Annotated in this window: 24 protein-coding genes; 10 read left to right on the forward strand and 14 right to left on the reverse strand. The window is 63.2% G+C overall.

What is annotated here, in order from left to right; all coding sequences use genetic code 11:
- The first annotated feature begins 32 nt into the window (after positions 1-32).
- The gene (locus DSM104635_RS18075; RefSeq protein ID WP_158767564.1) at positions 33-1592 is read left to right on the forward strand and encodes an ArnT family glycosyltransferase; all 1560 of its coding nucleotides are present in this window, start codon (positions 33-35) and stop codon (positions 1590-1592) included.
- Here the strand turns inward: DSM104635_RS18075 and edd are convergent.
- Positions 1589-3415, reverse strand: coding sequence for a phosphogluconate dehydratase (edd, locus tag DSM104635_RS18080; protein WP_158767565.1), 1827 nt, complete (start codon positions 3413-3415; stop codon positions 1589-1591). The genes DSM104635_RS18075 and edd overlap by 4 nt on opposite strands.
- The gene (gene zwf / locus DSM104635_RS18085) at positions 3415-4884 is read right to left on the reverse strand and encodes a glucose-6-phosphate dehydrogenase (RefSeq protein WP_158767566.1); all 1470 of its coding nucleotides are present in this window, start codon (positions 4882-4884) and stop codon (positions 3415-3417) included. Before zwf ends, edd begins: the two co-directional genes overlap by 1 nt.
- Before the next feature lie 122 nt (positions 4885-5006).
- Between zwf and DSM104635_RS18090 the strand changes: the two genes are divergently transcribed.
- The 5 genes from DSM104635_RS18090 to DSM104635_RS18110 all read left to right on the forward strand — a co-directional run bounded on the left by DSM104635_RS18090 (position 5007) and on the right by DSM104635_RS18110 (position 9202).
- On the forward strand, positions 5007-6077 hold the full coding sequence (locus DSM104635_RS18090) for a LacI family DNA-binding transcriptional regulator (RefSeq protein ID WP_158767567.1): 1071 nt from the start codon (positions 5007-5009) through the stop codon (positions 6075-6077).
- A gap of 82 nt (positions 6078-6159) precedes the next feature.
- Complete coding sequence (locus tag DSM104635_RS18095) at positions 6160-6801, forward strand: RpiB/LacA/LacB family sugar-phosphate isomerase (RefSeq protein WP_158767568.1); 642 nt, start codon at positions 6160-6162, stop codon at positions 6799-6801.
- A 9-nt stretch (positions 6802-6810) separates the two neighbouring features.
- The gene (kduD, locus tag DSM104635_RS18100) at positions 6811-7566 is read left to right on the forward strand and encodes a 2-dehydro-3-deoxy-D-gluconate 5-dehydrogenase KduD (RefSeq protein WP_158767569.1); all 756 of its coding nucleotides are present in this window, start codon (positions 6811-6813) and stop codon (positions 7564-7566) included.
- A gap of 20 nt (positions 7567-7586) precedes the next feature.
- Positions 7587-8576 carry a sugar kinase gene (locus tag DSM104635_RS18105; RefSeq protein WP_158767570.1) on the forward strand — a complete coding sequence of 330 codons (990 nt, stop codon included), beginning with the start codon at positions 7587-7589 and terminating at the stop codon, positions 8574-8576.
- Positions 8573-9202 carry a bifunctional 4-hydroxy-2-oxoglutarate aldolase/2-dehydro-3-deoxy-phosphogluconate aldolase gene (locus tag DSM104635_RS18110; RefSeq protein ID WP_158767571.1) on the forward strand — a complete coding sequence of 210 codons (630 nt, stop codon included), beginning with the start codon at positions 8573-8575 and terminating at the stop codon, positions 9200-9202. Before DSM104635_RS18105 ends, DSM104635_RS18110 begins: the two co-directional genes overlap by 4 nt.
- Here the strand turns inward: DSM104635_RS18110 and DSM104635_RS18115 are convergent.
- From DSM104635_RS18115 to DSM104635_RS18125, 3 genes are read right to left on the reverse strand one after another with little or no spacing between them, the layout of a single operon-like run.
- A complete protein-coding gene (locus tag DSM104635_RS18115) occupies positions 9199-10500 on the reverse strand; it encodes an NAD(P)/FAD-dependent oxidoreductase (protein WP_228445754.1) in 1302 nt (433 codons plus the stop codon). The two genes, DSM104635_RS18110 and DSM104635_RS18115, sit on opposite strands and share 4 nt — an antisense overlap.
- On the reverse strand, positions 10481-10855 hold the full coding sequence (locus DSM104635_RS18120) for a VOC family protein (protein WP_158767572.1): 375 nt from the start codon (positions 10853-10855) through the stop codon (positions 10481-10483). Before DSM104635_RS18120 ends, DSM104635_RS18115 begins: the two co-directional genes overlap by 20 nt.
- Position 10856: 1 nt before the next feature.
- On the reverse strand, positions 10857-12212 hold the full coding sequence (locus DSM104635_RS18125; RefSeq protein WP_158767573.1) for a glutamine synthetase family protein: 1356 nt from the start codon (positions 12210-12212) through the stop codon (positions 10857-10859).
- Between the two features lie 301 nt (positions 12213-12513).
- On the opposite strand from DSM104635_RS18125, the gene DSM104635_RS18130 reads away from it, so the two are divergent.
- Positions 12514-13188: a GntR family transcriptional regulator gene (locus tag DSM104635_RS18130; RefSeq protein WP_158768145.1), complete on the forward strand. Its 675-nt coding sequence runs from the start codon at positions 12514-12516 to the stop codon at positions 13186-13188.
- Here the strand turns inward: DSM104635_RS18130 and DSM104635_RS18135 are convergent.
- The 9 genes from DSM104635_RS18135 to DSM104635_RS18175 all read right to left on the reverse strand — a co-directional run bounded on the left by DSM104635_RS18135 (position 13185) and on the right by DSM104635_RS18175 (position 22768).
- Complete coding sequence (locus DSM104635_RS18135) at positions 13185-14573, reverse strand: aspartate aminotransferase family protein (RefSeq protein ID WP_158767574.1); 1389 nt, start codon at positions 14571-14573, stop codon at positions 13185-13187. The two genes, DSM104635_RS18130 and DSM104635_RS18135, sit on opposite strands and share 4 nt — an antisense overlap.
- A gap of 42 nt (positions 14574-14615) precedes the next feature.
- The gene (locus DSM104635_RS18140; protein WP_158767575.1) at positions 14616-15374 is read right to left on the reverse strand and encodes a gamma-glutamyl-gamma-aminobutyrate hydrolase family protein; all 759 of its coding nucleotides are present in this window, start codon (positions 15372-15374) and stop codon (positions 14616-14618) included.
- Between the two features lie 4 nt (positions 15375-15378).
- Positions 15379-16449 (reverse strand): ABC transporter ATP-binding protein, encoded by a 1071-nt coding sequence (locus DSM104635_RS18145; protein WP_228446079.1) that lies wholly within the window; start codon positions 16447-16449, stop codon positions 15379-15381.
- A 106-nt stretch (positions 16450-16555) separates the two neighbouring features.
- Entirely contained in the window at positions 16556-17443 is an 888-nt protein-coding gene (locus DSM104635_RS18150) for an ABC transporter permease (RefSeq protein WP_158767577.1), read from the reverse strand.
- On the reverse strand, positions 17443-18348 hold the full coding sequence (locus DSM104635_RS18155; protein ID WP_158767578.1) for an ABC transporter permease: 906 nt from the start codon (positions 18346-18348) through the stop codon (positions 17443-17445). Before DSM104635_RS18155 ends, DSM104635_RS18150 begins: the two co-directional genes overlap by 1 nt.
- Positions 18349-18405: 57 nt before the next feature.
- Positions 18406-19512, reverse strand: a complete 1107-nt coding sequence (locus DSM104635_RS18160) for an ABC transporter substrate-binding protein (RefSeq protein WP_158767579.1) — start codon at positions 19510-19512, stop codon at positions 18406-18408.
- 136 nt (positions 19513-19648) lie between these two features.
- On the reverse strand, positions 19649-20026 hold the full coding sequence (gene panD, locus DSM104635_RS18165) for an aspartate 1-decarboxylase (protein ID WP_158767580.1): 378 nt from the start codon (positions 20024-20026) through the stop codon (positions 19649-19651).
- A gap of 28 nt (positions 20027-20054) precedes the next feature.
- Positions 20055-21431 (reverse strand): glutamine synthetase family protein, encoded by a 1377-nt coding sequence (locus DSM104635_RS18170; protein ID WP_158767581.1) that lies wholly within the window; start codon positions 21429-21431, stop codon positions 20055-20057.
- Entirely contained in the window at positions 21428-22768 is a 1341-nt protein-coding gene (locus tag DSM104635_RS18175; protein ID WP_158767582.1) for an aspartate aminotransferase family protein, read from the reverse strand. Before DSM104635_RS18175 ends, DSM104635_RS18170 begins: the two co-directional genes overlap by 4 nt.
- A 189-nt stretch (positions 22769-22957) precedes the next feature.
- Here DSM104635_RS18175 and DSM104635_RS18180 point away from each other — a divergent pair, with 189 nt between their 5' ends.
- From DSM104635_RS18180 to DSM104635_RS18190, 3 genes are read left to right on the forward strand one after another with little or no spacing between them, the layout of a single operon-like run.
- Entirely contained in the window at positions 22958-24988 is a 2031-nt protein-coding gene (locus DSM104635_RS18180) for a penicillin acylase family protein (RefSeq protein ID WP_158767583.1), read from the forward strand.
- A 50-nt stretch (positions 24989-25038) separates the two neighbouring features.
- Positions 25039-26355 carry an omega-aminotransferase AptA gene (gene aptA, locus DSM104635_RS18185; protein WP_158767584.1) on the forward strand — a complete coding sequence of 439 codons (1317 nt, stop codon included), beginning with the start codon at positions 25039-25041 and terminating at the stop codon, positions 26353-26355.
- A 2-nt stretch (positions 26356-26357) separates the two neighbouring features.
- Positions 26358-26582 carry a hypothetical protein gene (locus DSM104635_RS18190; RefSeq protein ID WP_158767585.1) on the forward strand — a complete coding sequence of 75 codons (225 nt, stop codon included), beginning with the start codon at positions 26358-26360 and terminating at the stop codon, positions 26580-26582.
- Position 26583: the final 1 nt, after the last annotated feature.

Raw genomic sequence — 26583 nt, forward strand, 5'->3', positions numbered from 1 at the left:
TAAGACCTAAGCGGGGACAATCCGAGTAGCCGATGCCATCAGCCCGAGCCGCCTTCGACCGCGCGACGCTCGCCTTTCTGGGCGTGCTGATCGTGCTGACGTGGCTGCGGATCGAGGCGCTCCGACTCAATCCGGTCGGGCTCTATTTCGACGAAGCGCAATACTGGATGTGGTCGCGCACGTTCGACTGGGGCTACTTCACCAAGCCGCCGCTAATCGCCTGGGTGATCGGCGCTACCACCACGCTGATGGGCACCGACGCCGAATGGGCGATCCGGCTCGGCGCACCGATCGCGCACGCCATCGCGGGCGTCGCCATCTACGCGCTGGCGCGCAACATGTATGGCGCTTGGGCCGGGTTCTGGGCCGGCATCGGCTATCTGCTGATGCCCGGCGTCGTATTCTCGTCGAACTTGATCTCGACCGACGCTCTGTTGCTTCCTCTTTGGTCGCTGGCGCTGTTTGCGATGTGGCGACTCGTGGTCACTCGCGCTTGGATTTGGGCGATCGCGCTGGGGCTGTTCGTTGGCGTCGGTTCCTTGGCCAAATACGCCATGCTCTACTTCATCCTCTGCACCGCGCTCGCGGCGTATTGGATGCCGCCGGTGAGGCAAGCGCTGGCCAAAGGCCGCGGCATCATCGCGTTCTTCATCGCACTGGCTGTGCTGACGCCGAACATCATTTGGAACGTCGAGCACGGCTTCGCCACGGCGCGCCACACCGCCGCCAACGCGCGCCTCGACGGCAGCGATATGTTCAACCTCGACGAATTGTTCGAGTTCGTCAGCGGCCAGATGCTGCTTGGCCCGATCATCTTCTTCGTGCTGATCGGTTTCGCCTGGCGCGCATGGCGGCGCGCCTCGGGGCTATCGGACGAGGACAAGTTCCTCATCTCCTACATGCTGCCGCCGTTCCTGATCGTGGCGACCATCGCCTTCATCTCGCGCGCCAACGCCAATTGGGCGGCGGTCGCCTACCCCGCCGCGTTGATCTGGGCGACGGGCGGCTTGTTCGCGACCTCGAAGGGCCGCAAGTGGCTCGTCACCGCAATGGCGTTGAACGTGCTGATTGCCGTCGCCTTCCCATTCGCCGCGCTCGATCCCGTCATCGCCAACCGCTTCAAGGGTCTGCGCACTACGCAGGGATGGGAAGAGACCGCGCACGAGATCGCGCTGCGCGCAGCACCTCAGCCAGGTGAACCTCCATTCACCGCGGTGCTCGTCGATGATCGCGTTACCTACTTTGAACTCGCCTACTACTGGCGCAACGCCCGCCGCGCGGAGGTGCCATTGCCGCCGGTGCGCATGTGGCTCCTGCACGGCGAAGCGCAGAACTCGGCCGAATCCACCGATCCGATGCGCCCTGAAGAAGGCGGCCGTGTGCTCGTGGTCCACCTGACGCCGGACTATCTTCCGTTCGTGGCGGGCGACTTCACCGTGTTCCGCACTGTCGAGCATTTGACCGTTCCGCTCGGCGGCAGCGTCAATCGCGAGCTGGAAATCTCTGTCGGCGAAGGCTTCGCACCGGCGCCGCGCGACGAAGCGTTCGCGCAGCGCCTACGCGATCAGCGCGATCAGAATCGCCGCGACTAGGCCGGATCGAAGTCCGGAAACGCTGAACCGCCGCGCTCCGCCGAACAGGCGTGCGCCCGGAAAAGCGAGAATAGCTCGCGCCCTACTCCCCGCGCGTTCCCTGCAATATCGAGCTGCGCCGGCGCGCGTTCGCGCCAGTCCGCCGGCGACACCACATCGAGCGCGCCTGCATTCGCGTCCACACGCAGCACATCGCCGTCACGCACCTTCGCGAGCGGCCCGCCCTCGGCCGCTTCCGGCGTGACGTGAATCGCCGCCAGCACCTTGCCGCTCGCGCCCGACATTCGCCCATCCGTCACCAGCGCGACGCGAAAGCCACGATCCTGCAGCGCGCCCATCAGCGGCATCAATTTGTGCAACTCGGGCATCCCGTTGGCGCGCGGCCCCTGCCCGCGCACGACGATGACGCAATCGCGATCCAAGTCGCCGCGCTTGAACGCCGCCTGCACCTCGCCCTGCGTGTCGAACACCGCCGCCGAAGCTTCCACAGCGCGCTTGTCGTCCGCCACCGCGGATACTTTCACGCACGCGCGCCCCAAGCCGCCAGCCATCAAGCGCAGGCCGCCGTCGGCTGAGAATGGATTGCGCGCATCGCGGAGAACGCTGTCGTCAGCGCTGACACTCGGCGCATCGCGCCACGACACGGTTTCGCCGGCCAGAAACGGTTCCTGCGCGTACGCCGCCAAGCTCTCGCCGCCGACCGTCGCGATGTCGCCGTGCAACAAACCAGCGCCCAGCAATTCGCGGGTCAGAAATCCCATGCCACCCGCGGCGTGGAAGTGGTTCACGTCCGCCGAGCCATTTGGATAGATCCGAGCCAGCAGCGGCGTCACACTCGAAAGCTCGGAGAAATCATCCCAGTTGATCTCGATGCCGGCCGCCAGCGCGATCGCGGGCAAATGAATGAAGTGATTGGTGGAGCCGCCCGTCGCCATCAGGCCGACCATGGCGTTCACGATCGCCTTCTCATCCACAACGCGTCCGATCGGCCTATAGTCGTCCCCTAACCCCGTGATCTTCGCCGCCCGCCGCGCCGCCGCGATCGTTAGCGCCTCACGCAATGGCGTAAACGGATTGACGAACGCGGCGCCGGGCAGATGGAGGCCCATCACCTCCATCATCATCTGATTGGAGTTGGCCGTGCCGTAGAACGTGCATGTGCCCGGCGCGTGATAGCTCTCGGCTTCCACCTGCAGCAATTCCTCTCGGCCAATCTTGCCTTCCGCGAACAATTGGCGCCGCGCCGCCTTCTCCTTGTTCGGCAAACCCGACGGCATCGGCCCGCCGGGCACGAGAATGCACGGCAACCACGGAAATCTGAGCGCGCCGATCAGCAGCCCCGGCACGATCTTGTCGCAAATGCCCAGCAGCAGCGCTGAATCGAACGTCGCGTGAGAGAGCGACACTGCCGTGCTCAGCGCAATCACATCACGCGACCACAACGACATCTCCATGCCCTCGAAGCCTTGCGTGACGCCATCGCACATCGCGGGCACGCCGCCCGCAACTTGGGCCACCGCGCCCACTTCGCGCGCCGCTTTGCGGATGATCTCGGGATAGCGCTCGTACGGCGCGTGCGCGGAGAGCATGTCATTGTAAGACGTGACGATGCCGATCGACGGCCACTTGCCGCCGAGCAGATCGATCTTGTCCTGCACCGCACATCCCGCCGCGCCATGCGCGCGGTTGGCTTCGGACACCTTCACGCGCGCGGGCTTGCTCGGATCGTAAGCGTCAATCAAATCCAAATATCGCCGCCGCCTTTTGGCGCTGCGTTCAACAATGCGCGCCGTGACCGCTTCGACAATTCGATTGAGCGCCATTATTCGGGATCCCACCAAGCGCGGCCATCGCGATCGAGCATCAGCGCCGATTGCGTCGGGCCATTGGCGCCCGCCGCATAGAGATGCGGCTCGCCGCCATTCTCATCCCACGCCGCCAGCAACGCATCCGCCCACTTCCACGCTGCGTCGACTTCATCACGCCGCATGAATAGCGCGAGGTTGCCGCGCACCACGTCCATTAGCAGCCGCTCGTACGCATCCGGGTAACGCACGCCGCCAAACTCTTCCGCGAACGAAAGATCGAGTGGCGCGGTCTTCACCCGCAACCCGCCCGGCCCCGGCTCCTTCATGTTGAGCCACAGCCGCACGCCCTCGTCAGGCTGCAGTCGCAGCACCAACTTGTTCGGCGAACCTGCGCCCGCGCCGAAAATCGGCACCGGCGTATCCTTGAACTGAATCACGATCTCCGAACGCCGCGTCCCCATGCGCTTGCCGGTGCGCAGATAGAACGGCACGCCGGCCCAGCGCCAATTGTCCACCTCGGCCTTGATGGCCACGAATGTCTCGGTGCGCGTCGGCTTGCCGACTTCCTCGGAATAGCCCGGCGCTTTACTTCCGCTGACCAATCCAGCCTTGTACTGCCCACGCACCGTTTTCGCGGGCGCCGCCTTCGCATCGATGCGCTTCAGCGCCGACAGCACCTTCAGCTTCTCGGTGCGGATCGCGTCCGCATCCATCGAGTTCGGTGATTCCAGTGCGACGAGGCAAAGCAATTGCAGGATATGGTTCTGCACCATGTCCCTGAGCGCGCCGCTCTTATCGTAATAGTCCGCCCGCCCCTCGACGCCGATCTCCTCAGCCACCGTGATCTGCACGTGATCAATCGTCTCGCGCGACCACACCGGCTCGACCAGCATGTTGGCGAAGCGCAGCACGAGCAGATTCTGCACCGTCTCCTTGCCGAGATAGTGATCGATCCGGAACGTGCGCTGTTCATCGAACACGGCGCCCACGCCATCGTTGATCGCACGCGAAGACGCCAGATCGCGACCGATCGGCTTTTCCAGCACGATCCGCGACTCCTGTGTCGCCAGCCCCGTCTCACCCAGCTTCTGCGCAATCGGCACGAACAAGCTCGGCGCCGTCGAGAGATAGAAGATGCGGACGTTACCCTTGCCGTTCGTCAGCGCATCCTTCAGCGGCGTCCAGCGTTCCGCCGGCGCCGTCGCATCCAGCTTCACGTACTCAACGTGGCGCAGGAAATCCTCGCACTTGGCATGATCGACGCAGGCGCCCGGCGCGAACTCCTCGCGGCTGTCATGGATCAGCGTGCGGAACGCCGAAGTATCCATGTCCGACCGGGCCACCCCGATCAGCCGCGACTGCGCCGGAATCTGGCCATCGAGAAAGCGATGGAGCAGCGAGGGGAAGAGCTTCCGAAGCGATAGATCGCCAGTCGCGCCGAAGACGACGAGATCAAACGGGGGGACGGGGATGAACTCAGCCATGCGCCCTACAAACTAGGATTTGCGCGTCCACGCAAACAGGGGCGCAACCATTTGTCGCCACGAAAATGTCCCGCGACAATTTCGTTGCCAAGTCAACCGAGGGACGCCTAAGTTCCGGGCACATGGCAGACGATGACAACCAGCCCCGCCGCCGCGGTCTAGGCGGCGAAAAGAAGCCCACGATCAACGACGTGGCGCGCCTGGCCGGCGTCTCCAAGAAGACGGTTTCACGTGTCATCAATCAGTCGCCGTTCGTGAAGGCGGACACCCGCGAGAAGATCAACGCCATTATCGCCGAAATCGGATTTTCGCCCGATCCGCAGGCGCGCGGCCTCGCCTTCCGCCGCTCGTTCCTGATTGGCCTCGTCTACGACAATCCGAACCCGCAATACGTCGTGAATATGCAACTCGGCATGCTCGATGCCATGCGCGGTTCGGGCTACGAGTTGGTGGTACACCCCTGCAATCGCGGCAACCCGACTTTCTTGACCGATTTCCGCCGTTTCATCGAACGCCAGAAGCTCTGGGGCGTGGTGCTGACCCCTTCGGTTTCGGAAGACGATCGCGTCAAAATCATTCTCGATGAAATCGGCTGCGGTTATATCCGCATCGCGTCGGTGCCAGTCGATGAACCCGCGCACATCATCGTATCCAACGACCGCGTCGGCGGCCGAGCCGCCGCGCGCCACTTGGCCGAACTCGGCCACACCACAATCGGCTTCATCTCAGGCCCGGGCACTTTCCGCTCCTCACACGAACGCCGCGGCGGCTTCGAGGAGGAGCTGAAAGACCGCAAGCTCAAGCTCACCGACGACTACATCATGCAAGGCGCCTACACGTTCGAAACCGGCATCTCGTGCGGCGCCGAGCTGCTAAAACGAACCCCCCGCCCCACCGCGATTTTCGCCGCCAATGACGAAATGGCCGCCGGCGTGCTTCACGCTATCCGCCGCGCCAACCTGCGTTGCCCGGAAGATGTCTCCGTCATCGGCTTCGACGATTTCCAGATCGCGTCCTCGGTTTGGCCCCCACTCACCACGGTGCGCACGCCCACACGCGAGATCGGCCGCATGGCCGCTGAGAAGCTGATCGGCCACGGCGGAGAAGAAGGCGAGGACCATTCACGCGAAGCCGCCTCGGCGACATCGCCCGCCCTCGTGGTTCGGGATTCCACTGGCCCCGCGCCGCGCTAAGATTGGCTGGCGCATCCGCTTGTCATGGACTCTGACACCGGTTACCAAGGCCCAAAGCTTGAGCCAAACAGGGACCGATCCTATGAAAATCGCGCTCGTCATCGAAAACAGTCAGGCCGCGAAGAGCAGCATCGTTCATGACGCACTGAAATCGGTGGCGGAGCCGCTTGGCCACCAGGTGCATCACTATGGAATGTACGGCGCCGAGGATAAGGCCTCGCTCACCTATGTGATGAACGGCCTGCTCGCCGGGATTCTAATCAATTCGAAAGCGGCGGACTTTGTCGTCACTGGATGTGGCACCGGCATGGGCTCGATGCTGGCGTGCAATTCGATGCCCGGCGTGTTCTGCGGCCTCATCGTCGATCCGACGGATGCGTTTCTGTTCGGGCAGATCAACGACGGCAACGCCATCGCCATGCCGTACGCCAAGGGCTTCGGCTGGGCCGCTGAGCTCAATCTGCAGGACTGCTACCGCAAGCTTTTCGACGGCGAGCGTGGCCTGGGCTACCCGAAGGAGCGCGCGGCCATCATGGCGAAAAACCGCGGCATCCTGAAAGAGCTGAAAGCCGCATCGTGTCACGACATGCTAACGGTGCTGAAGTCAGTGGATCAGGATTTGTTGAGGGCCGCCGTCGCCGGTGAACGCTTCGAAGAGCTCTTCTTCGCCAACGCGCAGGACACCGCCATTGCCGATTACATACGGCGCGTGCGTGCGTCGTAAGAGGGAGCTATGAGCGCCAATCCGTTCAGCCTTGAAGGCAAAGTCGCGCTCGTTACGGGCGGCAATGCGGGTCTTGGACAAGCCATCGCCGTCGCGCTCGCGCAAGCCGGAGCCGATATCGTGTCCACCAGCCGCCGCCCGGCGTCGGAAACGCAGGTGCAGGTTACTGCACTCGGCCGCCGTTTTCTCGCACTCAGCGCCGATCTCACCACAACCGCGCCAATCGCCGGCATCGTCGAGCAAGCCATCGCGTTCGGCGGCCTCGACATTCTCGTCAACAACGCCGGCATCATCCGTCGCGCCGACAGCGTCGATTTCACCGAAGCCGATTGGGACGATGTCATCGACACCAATCTCAAGTCGGCGTTCTTTCTGGCCCAGGCCTCCGGCCGTCACATGATCGCGGAGGGGCGCGGCAAGATCATCAACATCGCCTCGATGCTTTCCTTCCAAGGCGGCATCCGCGTGCCCTCTTACACCGCCAGCAAAAGCGGCCTCGCCGGCATCACCCGGCTCTTGGCATGCGAGTGGGCGGGCAAGGGCATCAACGTCAACGCGATCGCGCCTGGCTACATGACCACCGACAACACCGAAGCGCTCCGTGCCGACAAGGCCCGCAACCAGCAGATCTTAGATCGCATCCCGGCCGGTCGCTGGGGCGAAGCTTCGGATCTCGGCGGCGCAGCCGTCTTCCTCGCCAGCAGCGCCTCAGATTACGTAAACGGCGCGATCATTCCGGTGGACGGGGGCTGGCTCGCGCGCTGAGTCGGCCTTAGAGGACAAACGTGGCTCGTATCGTCTGCTTCGGTGAAATCCTGCTCCGGCTCTCCGCGCCGGGCCGCGAACTATTGCTGCAAACGCCAACGCTGCAAACGCACGTCGGCGGCGCCGAAGCCAACGTCGCCGTTTCACTCGCGCGTTTTGGGCATGACGCGCGCATGGTGAGTTTTCTTCCCGACAACACGCTGGGCGAAAGCGCACGCGGCGAACTCCGGCGGCACGGTGTCGAAACAACGTTCGTCGAACACGCCGCCGGTCGCATGGGACTCTATTTTCTCACACCCGGCGCCGGCCAGCGCGCCGCAGACATCATCTACGACCGCACTGCCTCCGCCTTCGCCAACATACCAGCGACCGATTGGCGCGCCGCGCTCAACGGCGCCGATTGGTTGCACATTTCCGGCATCACGCCGGCGCTCAACGCTACGACGACCGACGCGACGCTCGGCGCGATGCAAGCCGCGCGCGCCGCCGGGGTGAAGGTGTCGTTCGACTCAAACTTCCGCGCCAAATTGTGGGAAGCGCGCGGCGACGACCCGCGCCCCACGCTCAACGCGCTCTTTGCCGATGCCGATCTCCTGTTCGCCGAAGCCCGAGATATCGGCCTCGCCACCGGCGAACGCGCCGCGAACGCCGATGAAGCTGCCGCCATCGCCTTCAAGCGCTACCCCAACCTGCAGCGCATCGCGTCCACGACCCGCACCATTGTCAGCGCCGATCACAACGACCTCGGCGGCGTCATGCATACGCGCACCACCGCGACACGGTCCCCCGCCCGCGCCGTCATCGGCATCGTTGATCGCATCGGCGGCGGCGACGCCTTCGCCGCCGGCCTGCTCCATGGCCTTGTCACGGGCTCGACGGAACAACACGCGCTCGATTTCGCCGTGGCCGCAGCGGCGCTGAAGCACTACATCCCTGGTGACTTCAACCTCGCAACGGTCGCCGACGTGGACTTCTTCCTCTCCAACTCAGGATCGGACGTGCGCCGATGAGCAAGCTCGCGGCGGACGACGTCTTCAAGCTCTCCCCGGTGATGCCGGTCGTCGTCATCGACGACGCCGCGCAAGCCGAACCGCTCGCGCGCGTCCTGCTGGCAAGCGGGATCCGCACCATCGAAGTCACGCTGCGCACGGACGCCGCGCTCGACGCCATCCGAGAGATCGTCAAGACCGCGCCAGAGATGATCGTGGGCGCCGGAACGGTGCTGAACCTCACCGATCTCGAAGCCGCCATCGAGGCCGGCGCACGCTACGCGCTCTCGCCCGGCGCCACGCCGAAGCTGATGAAGGCTGCGCGCAACGCCAAGATCCCATTCATTCCGGGCGTCGCCACCTCGAGCGAAATTATGCGCGGCCTCGATCTCGGCTACACGCACTTCAAGTTCTTCCCCGCCGAGCAAATGGGCGGCGTCGCGGCGCTGAAGGCGCAACACGGCCCGCTGCCGAACGCGAAGTTCTGCCCCACCGGCGGCATCAGCGCCGATAAAGCGCCGTCGTACCTCGCGCTGCCGAACGTGCTTTGTGTTGGTGGCTCCTGGATCGCGCCTGCGGACAAAATCAAAGCGCAAGATTGGGCCGCGATCGAATCCGCCGCCAAGCAAGCGGCGGCAATGCGTTAGAGCCGATCGCGCAGCGCGTACCAGAGCATGCCCAACACATAGAGCGGTGACCGCAGCGCGGCGCCGCCCGGAAACTCCGGCGGCGCAATGCCGGCGAGCACATCGAAGCGCTCCGCCGTCCCCGCCATCGCTTCAACCAGCACTTTACCCATTAGCGCCGGCAGCAGCACGCCGAGCCCTGAATAGCCATGCGCGAAGAAGAGATCGCCCATCCGCCCGATGTGCGGCAGCCGCGTCATCGAGATCGAAACCAGTCCGCCCCACGCGTAGTCAATCCGTGCATCCCGTAGCTGCGGAAAGATGGACGCCATGTGACCGCGCACGAACGCCTCGATGTTCCCGGGAGGATGCGGCGAATAGCGCTCACCGCCGCCAAACAGGAGACGTCCGTCTTCCGTCATGCGAAAATAGTTCACGACGAAACGGCTATCGCTGACCGCCAAATGATCCGCGATCAGCGTCTGCGGATCAGGCACGGGCTCAGTTGCCACCAAATAGTTCGCCACCGGCATGATGCGCCCGGCAATGCGCGGCTCCAGCCCTTCCAGCAACGCATCGCACGCCAGCACGCCAAACCGCGCCTGCACGACACCGCTTTGCGTGTGCGCAACAACACCTTCAGTGCTCTCGATCCGCACCACCCGCGAGTCTTCGTGCAGCACAACACCCGACGCACGCGCCGCATCGGTCAAGCCCAGCGCAAAGTTCAAAGGATGCAGCTGCCCGCCGCATTCATCGAGGAAGCCGCCGTGGAAATCGACACTGGCGACCTTCGCTTTTGTTTCACTTGCGCTCAGCACCCGTGCGTGCGGATAGTCCATAACGCTCGCGAGCGTCTCCATTTCCGCGTTCATCCAACTGAGATCAGAGGGCTTCGCCGCCAACGTCAGGTGCCCGTTCACATGCAAATCGCACGCGATGCCGTGCTTCGCGATCCGCTCCATCGTCAGCGAACGCGCGTCGAGCGCCAACTCAAACAAAAACTTCGCGCGTTCGCGCCCGAACCGCGACATCAACTCCGTCGCGCTCTTCCGCCAACCGGGGATGGCCTGCCCGCCATTCCGTCCCGACGCGCCCCAACCAATGCGCCCAGCTTCCAGCAAGATCACCGAATAGCCGCGTTCCGCCGCATTCAGTGCCGCATGCAGCCCGGTGTAGCCGCCGCCGATGACGACAACATCCGCCTGCGCCTCGCCCTCCAACTTCGATGCGCGCGCAAACGGATTCGCGGTCGCTACGTAGTACGACCGCTCCATGCCCAAGCCGGAGTTGAAGCCCTCAACCAAGCTCTTGCGCAAACATGATGCGATGGCCGTCCACGGTGCGCACGGGCATCTCGCGCATGCGCCACGGCTTATCCGCCGGCGCCGCGATGATCTCCGCTCCCTTCGCCGCAATCTCAGCATGGTAAGCGTCGAGATCGTCCATCACGACGTAGGCGAAGTACGAATGATCGCCCAGATCTGCGGGCGCGATCGCATCCTTACACTCACCCAGATGCACGCCGACGGAATCGCGGAACATGAAGCTCCAATTGCCAGAATCCTCGAACCCCAATTCCCAGCCCAACACGTCGCGCCAATACGCCGTCGAACGCGGCAGATCGTGCACGGCGAGTACGAAGCTCACGCGTTGAACGTGTGGCGTGCTCACGTCACACCTTCAAGAGCAAGTGGTCGCGCTCCCAAGAGCTGATGACGCCCTCGAAATTGCTGAGCTCGTGCGCCTTGATCATCTGGAACGCCGTGCAGAAATGGTCACCCAGCAATTCGATCACCGGTTGGCACTTCTGGAAGCGATCCAGGCCTTCGCTCAGCGTTCGCGGCAATGTCCGCGCCCATTTGTAAGCGCTCCCCTGCACCATCTCCGCCGGCGCAACCTTGTCGCGGATGCCAATATACCCGCACGCTAGCACCGCCGCGATTGCCAAGTACGGATTGGCGTCCGCGCCTGGCAAACGGTTCTCGATGCGCCGGTTCTCGGTTTGCGAGATCGGCACACGCAAGCCGCAGGAGCGGTTGTCATAGCCCCACTGCAGGTTGATCGGCGCCGAGAAGTCCGGCCGCATGCGGCGGAACGAGTTCACGTTCGGCGCGAACAGCGGCGTGCATGCGCCGAGATACTTCTGCAACCCACCGACGAAGTTGCGGAACATCTCGGTGTTGGCTTCAGCGCCCATAGCACTTTGTGACCCGAACAGGTTGTTGCCCTTCTTGGCGTCGACCAGCGAAACGTGCAGATGCATCGCACTGCCCGGTTGGTTCTCGTGGGGCTTGGCCATGAACGTCGCATAGACGCCGTGCTTCAGCGCGACTTGCCGAACAATACGCTTGAACACCAGCACCTGGTCCGACACATGCACCGGATCGCCGTGATTGAAATTGATCTCGAGCTGCGCCGTGCCGCTCTCGTGGATCATGGTGTCGAGATGCAGCGACGCCAGTTCGGCGTGCTCGTAGATCGTTTCGATCAGGTCTTCGTATTCGGTGATCGCTTCAAGCCCGTAGGGCTGCGGGGACGTTTCCGAGCGGCCCGAACGCCCGGCCGGCGGCATCAGCGGCAAATCCGGATCGGTGTTCACCTGGGTCAGATAAAATTCGAGCTCCGGCGCCACCACCGGCCGCACACCCATTTCCTCATAGAGCTTCAGCACACGCCGCAGCACGTAGCGCGGCGCGATGTCGTAGGGTTCACCGCTGGTGTGATACGTATCGGCAAAGACGAACGCAGTCGGCGTCTTGTAGCCCGGCGCCACGCAGATTGTATCGATGTCGGGCCGCAGCACGACATCTGGATCTTGCGTAGACATCGCCTCGTCGGCCTCGTCGGCATACTCGCCGGTGACAGTCAGCAGATAGATGCTCGACGGAATCCGCAGCGATCCATCGCGTTCGCTTTGCAGAAATTTCTGCGCCGGAAACACCTTGCCGCGAAGGACGCCGTTCAAGTCGGGAATCAGACACTCGATCTCACCAATGCCGCGTTCCTTGATCCAATTCGAAAAGCTCATGACACACACATATTTGTGCGCACGCAAAAGCGCGTTGCGCCGAGACGGCGCGCGAGAACCGCAACTGAATTTCTTTCAAACGGGCGCGGCGCAATCCCAGAGCGGGCGCAACCCATGTGGGCCGCTAGCAAACCGCGCCCATTCGCCTTCGGAGGAAGGCCGCGGGGGCGCATAAGTCACCTGATACGGCACTATGGGTGTTGCAAATAGGCCAAGTCAAGCTGGCCCCCCGCATGGTTGAGGCGCATTCGCCTGATGTTTTTTGGTGATTTTCGCTTGGGTTTGGGGTTACTGACGCTTGATGATTACCAGCGACACCAAAGAAGAAGGCCTGAACTCAGCAATCTATGCTGAACTTCGGCAAAGACTCGTGACCGGCCGCATGGCGCCTGGTCACGAGCTATCCACACGTAGTCTAGCGGCGGAATTAGGCGTTAGCCAAACACCGGTGCGTGACGCGCTCTCACGTTTGTCCGCCGAAGGAGCAGTGTCGATCCGCTCCAAGCGCCGCGTGCGCGTGCCGCCGATGACGAGCGAACGGTTCGACGATTTGCTCAACTGCCGCGTCACGTTGGAGACCGAAGCAGCGTCACTCGCGCTCTCGAACTTGACGGCGCAACACGTCGAAGAACTCCGCCGCATTGATGCCGAACTTGATGCCGCGATCGCCAAGGGCGATCCCGATGCGTACATGATGGCGAACTATCGCTTCCACTTCACACTCTATCGCGCCTCGAACCGGCCTACGTTGATCCAGCTGATCGAAACGGTGTGGCTGCAGTTCGGGCCGTTCATGCGCGTCGTCTACGGCCGCCTCGGCAACGCGCATCTGCACGACAACCACCAAAGCGCGATCAAGGCGATCCTCGCCAAGGACGAAGCCGCGCTGCGCAGCGCGATCGAGCATGACATCTCCGACGGCATGGCGCTGATCAAGCGCACCGGGCTGGCAGTCGAAGGCGGCGTCGCGCCTTAATCCGCCTTCAGCGCCCGCAACGCCGGCTCGGCTTCACGCAGTGAGCGGCCAATAATGTCGATCATGCGATCGATTTCGGCGTGCGTGATGATCAGCGGCGGGCACATCACGACGCTGTCGCGAATGCCGCGCACCATCAGCCCGTTCTTGATGCAGGTATCGCGCACGATCGGCCCCGCCTTGCCTTCCTTGCCGGTGAAGCGCTCGTTGGTTCCCTTCTTGGCGACGATCTCCACAGCGCCGATCAAACCGAGCGAACGCACTTCGCCAACCAGCGGATCGCCTTCGAGCCGCTTCAGCGCCTCGGCGAAATATGGCCCAGCATCGTTCTTCACGCGCTCGACCAAGCCTTCGCGCTCGATGATCTCGATGTTCTTCAGCGCCACCGCAGCCGCGACCGGGTGACCCGAATACGTGTAGCCATGCGCGAACTCGCCATTGCCGTCGCGCAGCACCTTCACGATGTCGCTCGACACGCCGACCGCCGAGATCGGCAGATAGCCGGACGACAACCCCTTCGCCATCGGCACCAAGTCCGGCGTCACGCCGAAATGCTGAAAGCCGAACCATTCGCCCAGACGGCCGAACCCGGTGATCACTTCGTCGACCACGAGCAGAATGCCGTACTTCTCGCAGATAGCTTCGACGCGCTTCCAATAGCCCTTCGGCGGAATGATCACGCCGCCGGCGCCTTGCACCACTTCACCGATGAACGCCGCGACGTTCTCCGGCCCCACCTTGATGATGCGGTCCTCGATCTCCTGCGCGACACGCGCGCCGAACGCTTCTTCGTCCTCGTTGAAGCCTTCGTTGAACTTGTAAGGTTGCGCCACGTGTTCAATGCCGGGTATCGGCAGCCCGCCGATTGGATGCATATGCGCCATGCCGCCGAGGCTCGCGCCGGCCATAGTCGAGCCGTGATAGGCGTTGCGACGGCTGATAAACACCGTGCGCTTCGGCTCGCCCTTGAGCGACCAGTAATAGCGCACCAGACGCATCACCGTGTCGTTTGCTTCCGATCCCGACGCATTAAAGAAGACGTGCTGCAGCTTGCCGCCGAGTTTCTCCGCCAGCTTCGCCGCCAGCATCACCGTGGGCGGTGTCGCTGTCTTGAAGAACGTGTTGTAGAACGGCAGTTCCTGCATCTGCTCGGCCGCGGCGCGCACCAGTTCCTCGCGCCCATAGCCGACATTCACGCACCATAGCCCCGCCATGCCGTCGAGGATTGCATTGCCTTCGCCGTCATAGATGGTCGACCCTTCGGCGCGTGTGATTATTCGGCTGCCGCCGATGCGTTGCAGCTCCGCGTAGTTGGCCTGTGCCGGCAAATGGTGTTCGACATCGAGCCTGCGAAGCTCCGGAATGTTATAGTTGCGCGCAGCCATTGTCGTTTCCTCGTATTGTTCTTGTTGCGCTGTCGTCGCGGCTCAGGCGACCAGCGGTTCGCGGCGCAGTGCTCGACCCAAGAGCTTAAAGAAGGTTTGGCTCTGTGGGTTCTCGTGCGCTTTCCATTCGGGGTGCCATTGCACCGCCAAGATGGTCGCGCCGTTCACATTCCCCGAGATCGCTTCAACAACGCCATCCGGCGCCTTGGCCTCGACCGTCAGCCCCTTCCCGAGCAGATCGACGCCCTGATAGTGAACGCTGACGACATTGAGTTCGTCTGTCTTGTAAGCGCGCTGCAGCACGCCGCCTTCTTCCAACGTCACCGGATGGATGTGCTCGAAATACTCAGCGAACGTCTTGTTGTCCGGCGCGTGGTGCGGGATCAGATCGGGATTATCGCTCATGTCGCGACGCAGCGTGCCGCCGAACGCGACGTTGAGTTCCTGAAACCCGCGACAAATGCCGAACACCGGCTTACCCGCTTCCAACATCGCCTCGATCAGATGCGCCGTCATCTCGTCGCGCGCCGGATCGAACGGCCCCGGCGCGTCATCGACAATCTGGCCATAGCGCTGCGGATCGAGATTGGACGGCGTGCCCGTCAGCAAAATGCCATCGAGCCGCGGCGCGACTTCTTTGGCGTGCATCAGCTCCGGCATCGCCGGCACCAGCAACGCTGCCGCATCGGCGTACTTAATCGCGGAAACCAAATAGCGCGTCATCACTGCCTGCGCGGCCTGCGTCTCCACGGTGCGGTTGCAGCTGATGACGCCGAGTACGGGACGTTGAGCGTGAGTCATGGGCCTAAGATAGGAGCACCGCCGGCGAACAGGCGTGCCAAGCCAGCCATACAGGCTCATCCCAGGTAAAATCTTCCTGATCGTAGCGCGTCAAATTCGACCGAAACGTCTTTACGCGGCGTCCACCATCCAGCTCGATCTCGTAATTGGTCTCACTACCCAGATAGACGATGTCGCGGATCACGCCCGGCACCACGTTGGTTCCCGCCGGGGCATCCTCCATCTTCATCGCCGTTGAGCCTTCGGCCCGTTTGTGCATCTCGATCTTCTCAGGCCGCAGCGCCACCCACACGGTCGACCCCTTTGCGCCGGTCACGCCGTGATCGAGGTAAACCGGCGCCGCAAGCTCCGGCACGCGCACCAAAGCATGGTCCGGCTGATCCTCGGCAAGTGTCCCCTCAAACATGTTCACGCTGCCGACGAAATCGGCGACGAAGCGCGAGTTCGGGAACTCGTAGAGATCGCCTGGCGACGCCACTTGTGTCAGTACCCCGCGGTTCATCACCGCGCAGCGCGTAGCGATGGCAAGCGCCTCATCCTGATCGTGCGTCACCATCATGAAGGTGATGCCGACTTTCTCCTGCAGACTCGTCAACTCTGAACGCATCTGATCGCGCAGCTTCGCATCCAGCGCCGAGAGCGGCTCGTCCAGCAGCAGCACGCGCGGCCGCTTCACCAGCGCACGCGCCAGCGCCACGCGCTGACGTTGGCCACCAGAGAGCTGATCCGGCATCCGGTCGCCCAGCCCACCGAGCTTCACCAACTCCAACGCTTCTTCCACGCGCGTCTTGATCTCGCCGCCGGCGACGCCATCCATTTTCAGCCCATACGCAACATTGTCCGTCACCTTCATGTGCGGGAACACGGCGTAGCTTTGAAACACCATATTCACCGGCCGCTTGTTTGGCGGTAGCTGCGCGATGTCCTTGCCGTCGATCAGGATGCGACCCTCGGTGGGCGTCTCGAACCCCGCCAGCATCCGCAGCAACGTCGTCTTACCGCAGCCCGAAGGCCCAAGCAGCGCGAAGAACTCGCCCTCTTGCACATCGAGATTGACGTTATCGACCGCCACCATCTTGCCGAAGCGTTTGGTCACACCTTGGAACGAGATGATCGCGTTCTCTTTCACGTGCGGCGTCGGCTTGGCGGCCGGGGCGTTAGAAACAGCGGCGTCAGTCATGTCAGGCCTTCTTTTCCTTCGGCGTGTTGTTCTGCATTTGCAGACCAACCGCGGTCAGGATGACGGTAACAACGATAAGCACGGTGGATGCCGCGTTCACTTCCGGCGTCACCGAGAAGCGCAGCATCGAATAAACCTTCACCGGGAACGTGATCGTATCCGGGCCGGCGGTGAAGAACGTAATCACGAAATCATCAAGCGACAGCGTGAACGCCAGCAGCGCGCCCGCGATCAAGCCGGGCTGCATGTGCGGCACCAGCACATCCCAAAACGTTCGCCACTCGCTCGCGCCCAGATCTTTGGCCGCCTCCTCCAACTCGCGATTGAACGAAGAGAGCCGCGCTCGCACCACCGTCGCGACGAACGGAAACGCGAACGAGACGTGCGCGATGGTGATGGCGCCGAGGTTCAGCGGCCAGGGCAGCCCCATCGGCCACGGCATCACCCGTGCGAAGAACACCAGCATGGCGACGCCGAGACAAATCTCCGGCACCACGATCGGCAGCGCCATCGAGCCTTCGACCACCGTCTTTCCGGGAAACCGGAAGCGCCACAGCATCACCGCCGCCAGCGCGCCCAGGATCACCGAGATCACCGTGCAGAAAAACGCGATCATCAACGAATTGATGAAGGCCTGCAGCAGCGAGTCGTTGTTAAACGCCTTCACGTACCAATCGGTGGTGAAGCCCTGCCAGACAATGTTGCGCCGGCTGGTGTTGAACGAAAACACCATCAGCGTGATCAGCGGCAGATATAGAAACAGCAGCGTCAGGCCGACGATGACGCGCAACGGCCACTGCCGCATGTACTCCAGCGGCCCCGGCTTTTCCTTCGCCGCGGCTTTGGGCGATCCGACCGGCGGGATCGAGGTCAAGGCTTGGTCGGCCATCAGCCCCTCCGCTCGGCTTTGCGCTGCACGAACGCCTGCGCCGCGATCGCGATGAAGGTGAGGTACATCAGCAAGAACGAGAGCGCCGCGCCGAACGGCCAGTCATTAGCGCGCTTGAATTGCCGTTCGATCACGTTGGCGATCATCTGGCTATCGGTGCCGCCGAGCAGGTCAGGCGTCAGATAGGCGCCGAGCGCCGGAATGAACGTGATCAAAATCCCCGACGCGATCCCCGGCGCCGCCAACGGCACCACCACTGACCAGATTGTGCGCAAATGCCCGGCGCCGAGATCGAGGCTCGCCTCCATCAGCGAACGATCCATGCGGTCGAGTGCAGAATAGAGCGGCAGCACCATGAACGGCAAGTGCACGTACACGAGCCCGATGATCACCGCCGTATTGTTGTAGAGCAGCGTCAACGGCTCGTATTCGCCGAGCGGCTGTAAACCCACCAAACTCATGAACCCGCTGGCGTTGTTCCACATCCATTCAAGCGCGAAGTTCACATAGCCCTGCTCCCGCAACACGGCGATCAGCGCGAAGGTGCGGATCAGCAAGTTCGTCCAGAACGGCAGCATGATCAGCAGCAGCAGCCACGCTTTCGCTTTGGGCGAGGCGAACGCGATCGCCAGCGCAACGGGAAAGCCGACGATAAGGCACAACAGCGTCGTCAACCCCGCGACGATAATGCTCTTCCAGAAGATTTGAAGGTAAAGAGGTTCGAGCGCCCGCCCATAGTTCGCGAACGTGCCAGTGAAATCGATGGTGATCGGTCCGGTATTCTCACCGAACGAATAGGCCCAGATCACCGCCAACGGAATGAGAAAGAAGAAGAGCAGCCAGCCGATCGGCGGCACGGCAATCGCCGCGAACGCCGCCTTCGCCTGTTTCCAAGTCTGCTCCATGCGCTCCCTCCGCCGCAGCGAAAAAACCGCCGACCCGAGGGTCGGCGGTTTTCGACCTTAGGCCGCGCTGATGCGGGTGAAGATTTCTTCGAACTGACGCGCCTTCTCGTCGCCTTCGAATGCGCCGTATTCGCTCTTCGCCATCAAATCCGCCGACGGGAAGATCACCGGATTGTTCTTGTAGCTGTCCGGCATCAGATCGCGCACCGCCGCGTTCGGCGTCGGATATTGAATTTCTTCCGTGATCTTTTTGCCGGCTTCCGCATCGAGCAGATAGTTGATGAACGCATGCGCGTCTTCGACGTGCGGCGCGCCAGTCGGGATGCACAGGCAATCCGAGTTGATCAGCGTGCCTTCTTGCGGGACCACGAAGTCGAACGCTTCGCCACCCTCGGCGCTCATCAACTGCGCCATATCGCCGTTATATTCGAGCACGATGTCGATCTCGCCCGCCGCCAGCAAATCCTGGCCGTCGTCTTCGTGGAACGCCTTGATATGCGGTTTCTGGCGAATGAGCATTTGCTCGATCGACGCCAGGTTCGCTTCCGGAATCGCATTCAGCGAAATGCCCTGATACTTGGCGCAAAGCCGGATCAGGTCCGCCGATTCCGACAGCAACGCCATGCGCTGCGTGAAGGTCGGGCTGTCGAACAGGTAGCGCCACGAATTCGGCACCGGCACGCCCTTGGCTGCGCACGCGGCCTTGTTGTAGCCGATGCCCAGCACCAGCCAAGTGTACGGCATCGAATAGCGCCGGCCCGGATCAAACGCCGCGTCCTGGAATTCCGGCAGCAGGTTTGTGAAATTCGGGATTTGCGCGCGATCCAATTCCTGGATCATCTGCGCCTGGCTCATGCGCGTAACGAACTCGTTCGACGGCACGATCACGTCAAAGCCTGGATTGCCGGCGCGGAGACGCGCGAACAATTCGTCATTAGTGGCGAACAAGCTCATGTTCACCGGCACATCGGTCGCGGCCTGGAAGTCGGCCAGCGTCGTCGGCCCGATATACGTATCCCAGTTATAGAAGTTGACGGTGCGCCCGCCGCCGCCTTGTCCGCACGCGCTCAAGCTGCCCGAGAACGAAATCCCGATCGCCGCCGCGCCGAATTGTTGAAGCAAAGACCGGCGCGAAGCGCCTCCCAAAAACTTGCTCTTCGCCATGTCGTGTGCCCTTCTTTGTTCGACCGCCTTGCAGCGTCCCCGCCATCTAAGTCTTTGACACTAAAGACGCGCAATCCGCGATCATTTCAATATCTGTGATCACGGCTGGCGCATAATTCTTAGTCGCCCGGTTCGCCTATCGGGCGCCCTTCGCCTCCGCGTTGTGCTCACCGTGGAGGAAGCGCTCGATCCGGTTCTGGTCGTCGAGCAGCGCCACCGACGGCCGCACGGGCTGATCGGTCAGCTCAAAGCCCATAATAATGACCTGCTCGCCCGCGCCGATCAGCTTTGCTGCGGCGCCGTTCATCGAGATGACGCCGGTCCCGCGCGCGCCGGCGATAACATAAGTCTCAAGGCGCGCGCCGGAGGTGTTGGAGACCACGAGCACCTTCTCGCCCTCCCAGAGCCCGACAGCATCCACGAGGTCCATGTCAATCTCGATCGAGCCGACATAATTCACGTTTGCATCCGTCGTGCGCCCGTTGTGCAGTTTGGAACGAAGCAGCTGTCGCATCAGATTGGTCCACCGGGCGTTTTCGCCCTCAGCAGGTGCGCAGATACCAGTCAAAATCCGTCGAGGGAATGACCGCTTGGTAGCGATCCTGCTCGACGCGCTTCACCGTCGAGAACATCTTCACGAACCGCTCGCCGAGATAGTCCTTCATCGCCGCGGAGTCCGCGAACCGATCGACCGCCGCGAACCAGTTCACCGGTATCCTCTCGCCGGAACCTTCGGCTTGCGCATAGCCGTCACCGACGATTGCCGGTCCTGGATCAATTTTGTTCGTGATGCCGTGATGCACCGCAGCAAGCAGCGCCGCCAAAGCCAGCGCCGGATGTGCGTCGGCGCCCGCGACGCGGTGCTCGATATGGCGTGTGTTTGGCGCGCCAGCCGGCACGCGGAACGAGACTGTACGGTTGTTAACGCCCCAAGTCGGCGCCACCGGTGCGTAAGAATTGGCTCGGAAGCGCCGGAACGAGTTGGCGTTCGGTGCAAAGATCGCCATCGAATCCCCGAGCAGCGCCTTCATGCCGCCAACGGCGTGCGCCAGCACGGGCTCGCCCTCGGGCTTGTCCGAGGCAAAGATATTCTTGCCCGCCTTGTCGTTGACGCTGACGTGCAGATGCATGCCCGAACCGGCCAGCTCACCGAATGGCTTGGCCATGAACGTCGCTTCATAGCCATGCCGCAACGCGCAGCCCTTCGCCGCGCGCTTATACAGCACCGCATCGTCCGCCGCGCGCAACGCGTCAGCATGATGCTTCAGCGTAAGCTCCAACTGCCCGGGTGCGTATTCGGAGATCGCGCCTTCCAACGGCACGCCCATCGCGTCCGCCGCGATCCACAAATCGCGCAAGAAGCCGCTCGCCTCCTCCACTTCGCGTAAGCCGTAGACTTGATGCTGCGTCGGCCGCTCGCCTGTCAGCGGCGATTTCGGCGGCTGGATACGGCCATCCGCCGTGCGCTCTGCATCGACGAGATAATACTCCAACTCGCACGCCACGACCGGCACGAGCCCATCTGCCGCAAAGCGGTCGATCACGCGCTTCAGCACGTGACGCGGATCGAGATCGTGCGGCGTGCCGTCGAGTTCGTACATCGACACCGGAATCTGCGCGACATCATCGCCGAGCCATGGCGCCGGCGTCAGTCGCCCAGCAATCGGCCGCGCCATGCGATCGGCATCGCCATCTTCCCAAACCAGCCCCGTCGCCTCGACGTCCTGTCCCGTAATGTCATTCACCAGGATCGAGCCCGGCAGAAAGCGCCCCTGCGCGTACACGGCTTCGATCTCATGGCGCCGCAGCCGCTTGCCGCGCGGCACGCCGCACATGTTCGTAAACAGGATTTCGAAGAACTGGATTTCTGGATGCTTCTCCAGAAACGTCTTAACTTCTTTCGGGTCGGCGATCGTCATGCACTCTCTCTGGCGAACTCTTCGGCGAAGCTATCGACCGCCGCGACCAGCCGGTCAATCTGTTGCGTCGTCGTGGCGGGACAAACCAGCATCATCATGTGAAACGGCGCGATCAGCACACCGCGATTGATTAAGTACAAATGCAGCGCATGGTTCAGCTCGCCTTGCGCGAGCGCCGGCCGCATCTCCGCCGCGTTCCTCGGCGGCTCCGGCGCAAACACGATCTCCGCCCGCGCGCCCACATGCACCACGCACCACGGCAACGCGCGCTTGGCGATGACGGCACGTAGCTTCGCCACCAGCGCCTCGGCGCCAGCGAGCATCACGTCATATGCTTCCGCCGTCGCCACCTCGCGCAGCGTCGCGCCAATCGCCGCGATCCCCATCGCGTTGCCGGCGAGCGTCGTGCCGATCCCCGATCGCCCGCCGCTCGTCTTCGCCGCCGTAATCTTCTCGCCCAGCTCTGCGCTGACACCCCACACCGCCGCCGGAAACCCACCCGCGATCGCCTTGCCGATAACCAATGCATCCGGCGCCAAACCCCAAGTCTTCGTCGCACCACCCGGCCCTGTCGACAAAGTGTGCGTCTCATCCAGGATCAGCAGTGCTCCGGCCTTCGTCGCCAACGCCTGCGCGCGCTTCCAGAAGTTCGGCTCCGGCAGTATCATCCCGCAATTCGTCATTGCAGGCTCGGCCAACACCGCCGCCACATCGCCCTGCGCCAGCGCCGCTTCCAGCGCACCAATGTCATTGAACGACACCGCGCGTGTCGTCCGCGTCATGTCGAACACCTGGCCGATCAGTCCCGCATCCGGCCGCGTTCGCCCGTGACGCAGTTCAACTAAGCAATCCTCGACCATGCCGTGATAGCAGCCGTCGAACACCACGATCACGGACTTGCCTGTCACCGCTCGCGCCCAGCGGATCAATGCACGGTTCGCATCCGATGCCGACAACGTCGTTTGCCAAAACGGCAACCCGAACCGCTCCGCTAGCAACGCGCCAACTTCCGCGGACTCTTGCGTCGGCAACATAAACGTCGCCCCACGCCGCGCCTGCTCCGCCACCGCGCGCGCGATCTCCGGCCGCCCATGACCAAACATGCCCGGCGTGTCGCCGAGGCAGAAATCGTCGTATGTGTTGTCGTCGATATCCGTCAGCACCGCGCCTTCGCCGTCTTCAGCGATGATCACCACCGGCGCTGCCCAATCCTTCATCCAGTGAAACGGCGCGCCGAACAGCCAATGCGCATCGAGCGCCTTCGCTTGCGCAGCGCTCTTCGGGTGTGTCTCCAAGAAACGCTGTGTCTCGCGCGCGATGAGATTGGCCAGGCTCATGTATGCGGCTTAACCAACTCTAGCTCCATCGTCATCCCGGAGCCGCGTAGCGGCATCCGGGACCCAGGGGATCGCAGAGCGCCGCGTTTGCCCCTGGGTCCCGGGTCTCGCTTCGCTCGCCCGGGATGACGGAAGGGCATGCTTGAGTTTGTGCGTACGGGCAGACAAGTTGCGCCGCGAGGGGATCACATGAAGAAGCTCGCGGCGCTTGCTCTGACGTTTGCGCTCGCCACCTGCGGCCCGCCGCCCGCGACGCCGCCAGCGGAGAGCTTCTCCCCCACCATCACCCGCAACGAATACGGCGTGCCACACGTCCACGGTCGAACCGACGCCGAAGCCGCCTACGGCATGGCCTACGCCCACGCGCAGGACAATTTCGAGACCATCCAGATCACCGTGCTGCTCGGCCGCGGCAAACTCGGCGCTCATCTCGGCGAAGAAGGCGCCAAGTCCGATTTCCTGTGGCACCTGCTCGGCATCCAACGCTCGGTCGACGAACGCTACGAGCGCGACCTCTCGCCCGAATTCCGCGCCGTCGTCGAAGCCTACGCCGCCGGCCTCAACGCCTACGCCGCCGAACACGCCGACGAAGTTCTTCCGGGTGCGCGCAACATCACGGGCCGCGATGTCATCGCCGGCTCCGCGCTCACCGTCCCTTTGTTCTGGGGTTTTGAGCGCACGCTCGGTCAGGTCGTAACGGAAGACGCGCATCCCTGCTCGCCGCTCCAAGCCAGCGCAGAGCAGATCGACTGGGGCTCAAACGCCTTCGCCGTCTCTCCGCGCCGCAGTGACGACGGCCACACCCGTCTCATCGTCAACTCGCACCAGCCTTGGGCCGGACCGGTTGCGTGGTACGAAGCCGGCATCTCGTCCGACACCGGCTGGCGCATGCACGGCGGCCTCTTCCCCGGCTCACCCTTCCCGGTGCTCGGCACCAACGGCCACATCGGCTTCGCCGCCACCGTGAACTTGCCGGACCTCGCCGACATCTACCGCCTCACCACCGACGACCAGCATCGCGGCCAGTATCAAATCGACGGCGGATGGCGGCGCTTCGAAGAGCGGACGATCTGGCTCTGGGTGAAGATGGGCTGGTTCACGATCCCGATCGCCCGCACGCTACGCTACACGGTTCACGGCCCTGCTTTCGAAACCGCCGACGGCTGGGTCGCCGTGCGCTACGCCGGCCAAGGCGAACTCCGCGCGCTCGAACAATTCTGGCGCATGGGCCGCGCGCAGAACTACGAGCAGTGGCGCGAAGCCATGCGCATGCGCGCCATTCCGTCCTTCAATTTTATGTACGCCGATGAAACCGGACGCATCTCGTACCTCTACAACGCCATCATCCCGCGCCGCGCTGCGGGCCACGATTGGAGCGGCTGCGTCGCCGGCGACACCAGCGCCAACATCTGGCCGATGGACGAGTACGCTGAGACACCCGAGCTGCTCGATCCCGCCTCAGGCTGGGCCGTAAGCACCAACGGCGCGCCCTGGTACGTCACCGACGAAGCCTCGAACCTGTCGCCCGCACAATTCCCTGACGCCGCGCCGGCCATCGAAACCTACGTCACCAATCGCGGCTACCGCGCCGTCGAAATCCTCTCGCCGCTGCGCACCATCAGCGACGCGCAACTGCTCGCCGCCAAATTCGATCTCACCTCCAGCGAGCGCTCAGCCACCGTCGCCGCCGTCAACGCCGTGCTCGCCGCCGATGCCAGCAACGACGCCGAACTCGCCGAAATCCAAACGCTGCTCCGCACCTGGGATCGCCGCGCCGCCAACGACAGCGCGGCCGCAGCGCTCGTCGGCCTGATCTATCAGCCGATCTACAACGCCGGCCGCGCCGCCACCGATCCGCCCGACCGGGTCGCCACCGCACGCGAAGCGGCGCAACGCCTGCGCACCCACTTCGGCCGCATCGATCCGCCACTCGGCGATCTGCTGCGTCTCCGCCGCGGCGACGTCGATCTTGCTCTCGAAGGCGCGCCCGATGTGCTCCGCGCGCTACGCTGGCACGACGATCCCGATGGCCGCGCCGTCGCCGATTTCGGCGATGGTCTGATGATGGTGATGGACTGGGCCCCCGATGGAACGCTCACCACACGCGTCATCCACCAATGGGGCTCAAGCGAACACGCCGACAGCCCGCACTACAATGATCAGTCCGCCATGTTCGCACGGCGTGAGTGGCGCACCGTGGAGTCGCCGCCCGCACAATAAAGTCACGCGCGGGTGTTGCGCGTGTGATCGCAGCGGCGGACAATGCGCGCATGCCTGACACGCTGCGCCCCAACTCGCTCGACTCGTTCTGGATGCCATTCACGCCGAATAAGGCGTTCAAAGCTGACCCGCGCATGGTCGTGCGCGCCGGGGGCATGCACTATTACACGCCCGACAACCGCGCGATCCTCGACGCCACGTCCGGCCTTTGGTGCTGCGCCGCGGGCCACGGCGTGCCGCGCATTGTCGAAGCCATCCAACGCGCCGCCGCCGAACTCGACTACGCCACCACCTTCAACCTCGGCCACCCCAGCGCGTTCGAGTTCGCCAACCGCCTCGGCCAAATCCTGCCCGACGGCCTCGATCGCATCTTCTTCACCAACAGCGGCTCAGAATCCGCCGACACCGCGCTCAAGATTGCGCTCGCCTACCAGCAAGCGCGCGGCAAGCCCGGCAAGTATCGCCTGATCGGCCGCGAGAAAGGCTATCACGGCACCAATTTCGGCGGCATCAGCGTCGGCGGCATCGTCCGCAACCGGCGCACCTATGGGCCGATGGTGTCAGGCGTCGATCACCTGCCGCACACGCTCGACGTTGCGCGCAGCGCCTTCTCACGCGGCCAGCCCGCGCAAGGCGCTGAACTCGCCGACGCGCTCGAACGCATCGTGCAACTCCACGATCCGAGCACCATCGCCGCCGTCATCGTCGAACCCGTCGCGGGCTCCGCTGGCGTAATCATCCCGCCGCAAGGCTATCTGAAGCGCCTGCGCGAACTCTGCACCAAGCACGACATTCTGCTCATCTTCGACGAAGTCATCACCGGCTTCGGCCGTCTCGGCACGCCGTTCGCGTCGCACTTCTTCGACGTGAAGCCCGACATCCTCACCATGGCGAAAGCCATCACCAACGCCGCGGTACCGATGGGCGCCGTCGCCGCCTCGCGCGAGATCTACGACACCATCCTCAACAACGCCGAAACCCCGATCGAACTCTTCCACGGCTACACCACCAGCGGCCACCCACTCGCTTGCGCCGCCGGCATCGCCACGCTCGACACCTTCAAAGAAGAGCGCCTGTTCGAACGCGCCGCCAAAATCGCGCCGTATTGGGAAGACGCGCTGCATTCACTGAAGGGCGAACCCCACATCGTCGACATCCGCAATCTCGGCCTCATCGGCGGCATCGAACTCAGCCCCCGCGCCGACAACAACCGCGCCGGCGAAGTCTTCCGCAAGTGCTTCGACGCCGGCGTCTTCGTTCGCTACACCGGCGACGTACTCGCCTTCTCACCGCCTCTGATCATCGAGAAGGCGCAGATTGACCAGATCGTGGACACGGTGCGCACGGCGCTGAAGCAGGTCACCTAACGATGGACATCGGCGAACTTGAGCCGTGGCAAATTCTCCTCGGGCTGGTCGTGGTGCTATTTGGTGGAATTCAAACTTGGTGGGACTTCGCCGAGGGACGCGTCCAAGGTCCCATCGGCACGTTTGATCGCAAAACCAATCCAGCGGGATTTTGGTGGATTCAGATCGGACGAATTGTTTTCGTCATTCTTGCGATAGTCATGATTGCAACGTCAATTTTCCGATAGC

The sequence above is a fragment of the Terricaulis silvestris genome, from assembly GCF_009792355.1.
In the GTDB taxonomy this organism is placed as follows: Bacteria; Pseudomonadota; Alphaproteobacteria; order Caulobacterales; family Aquidulcibacteraceae; genus Vitreimonas; species Vitreimonas silvestris.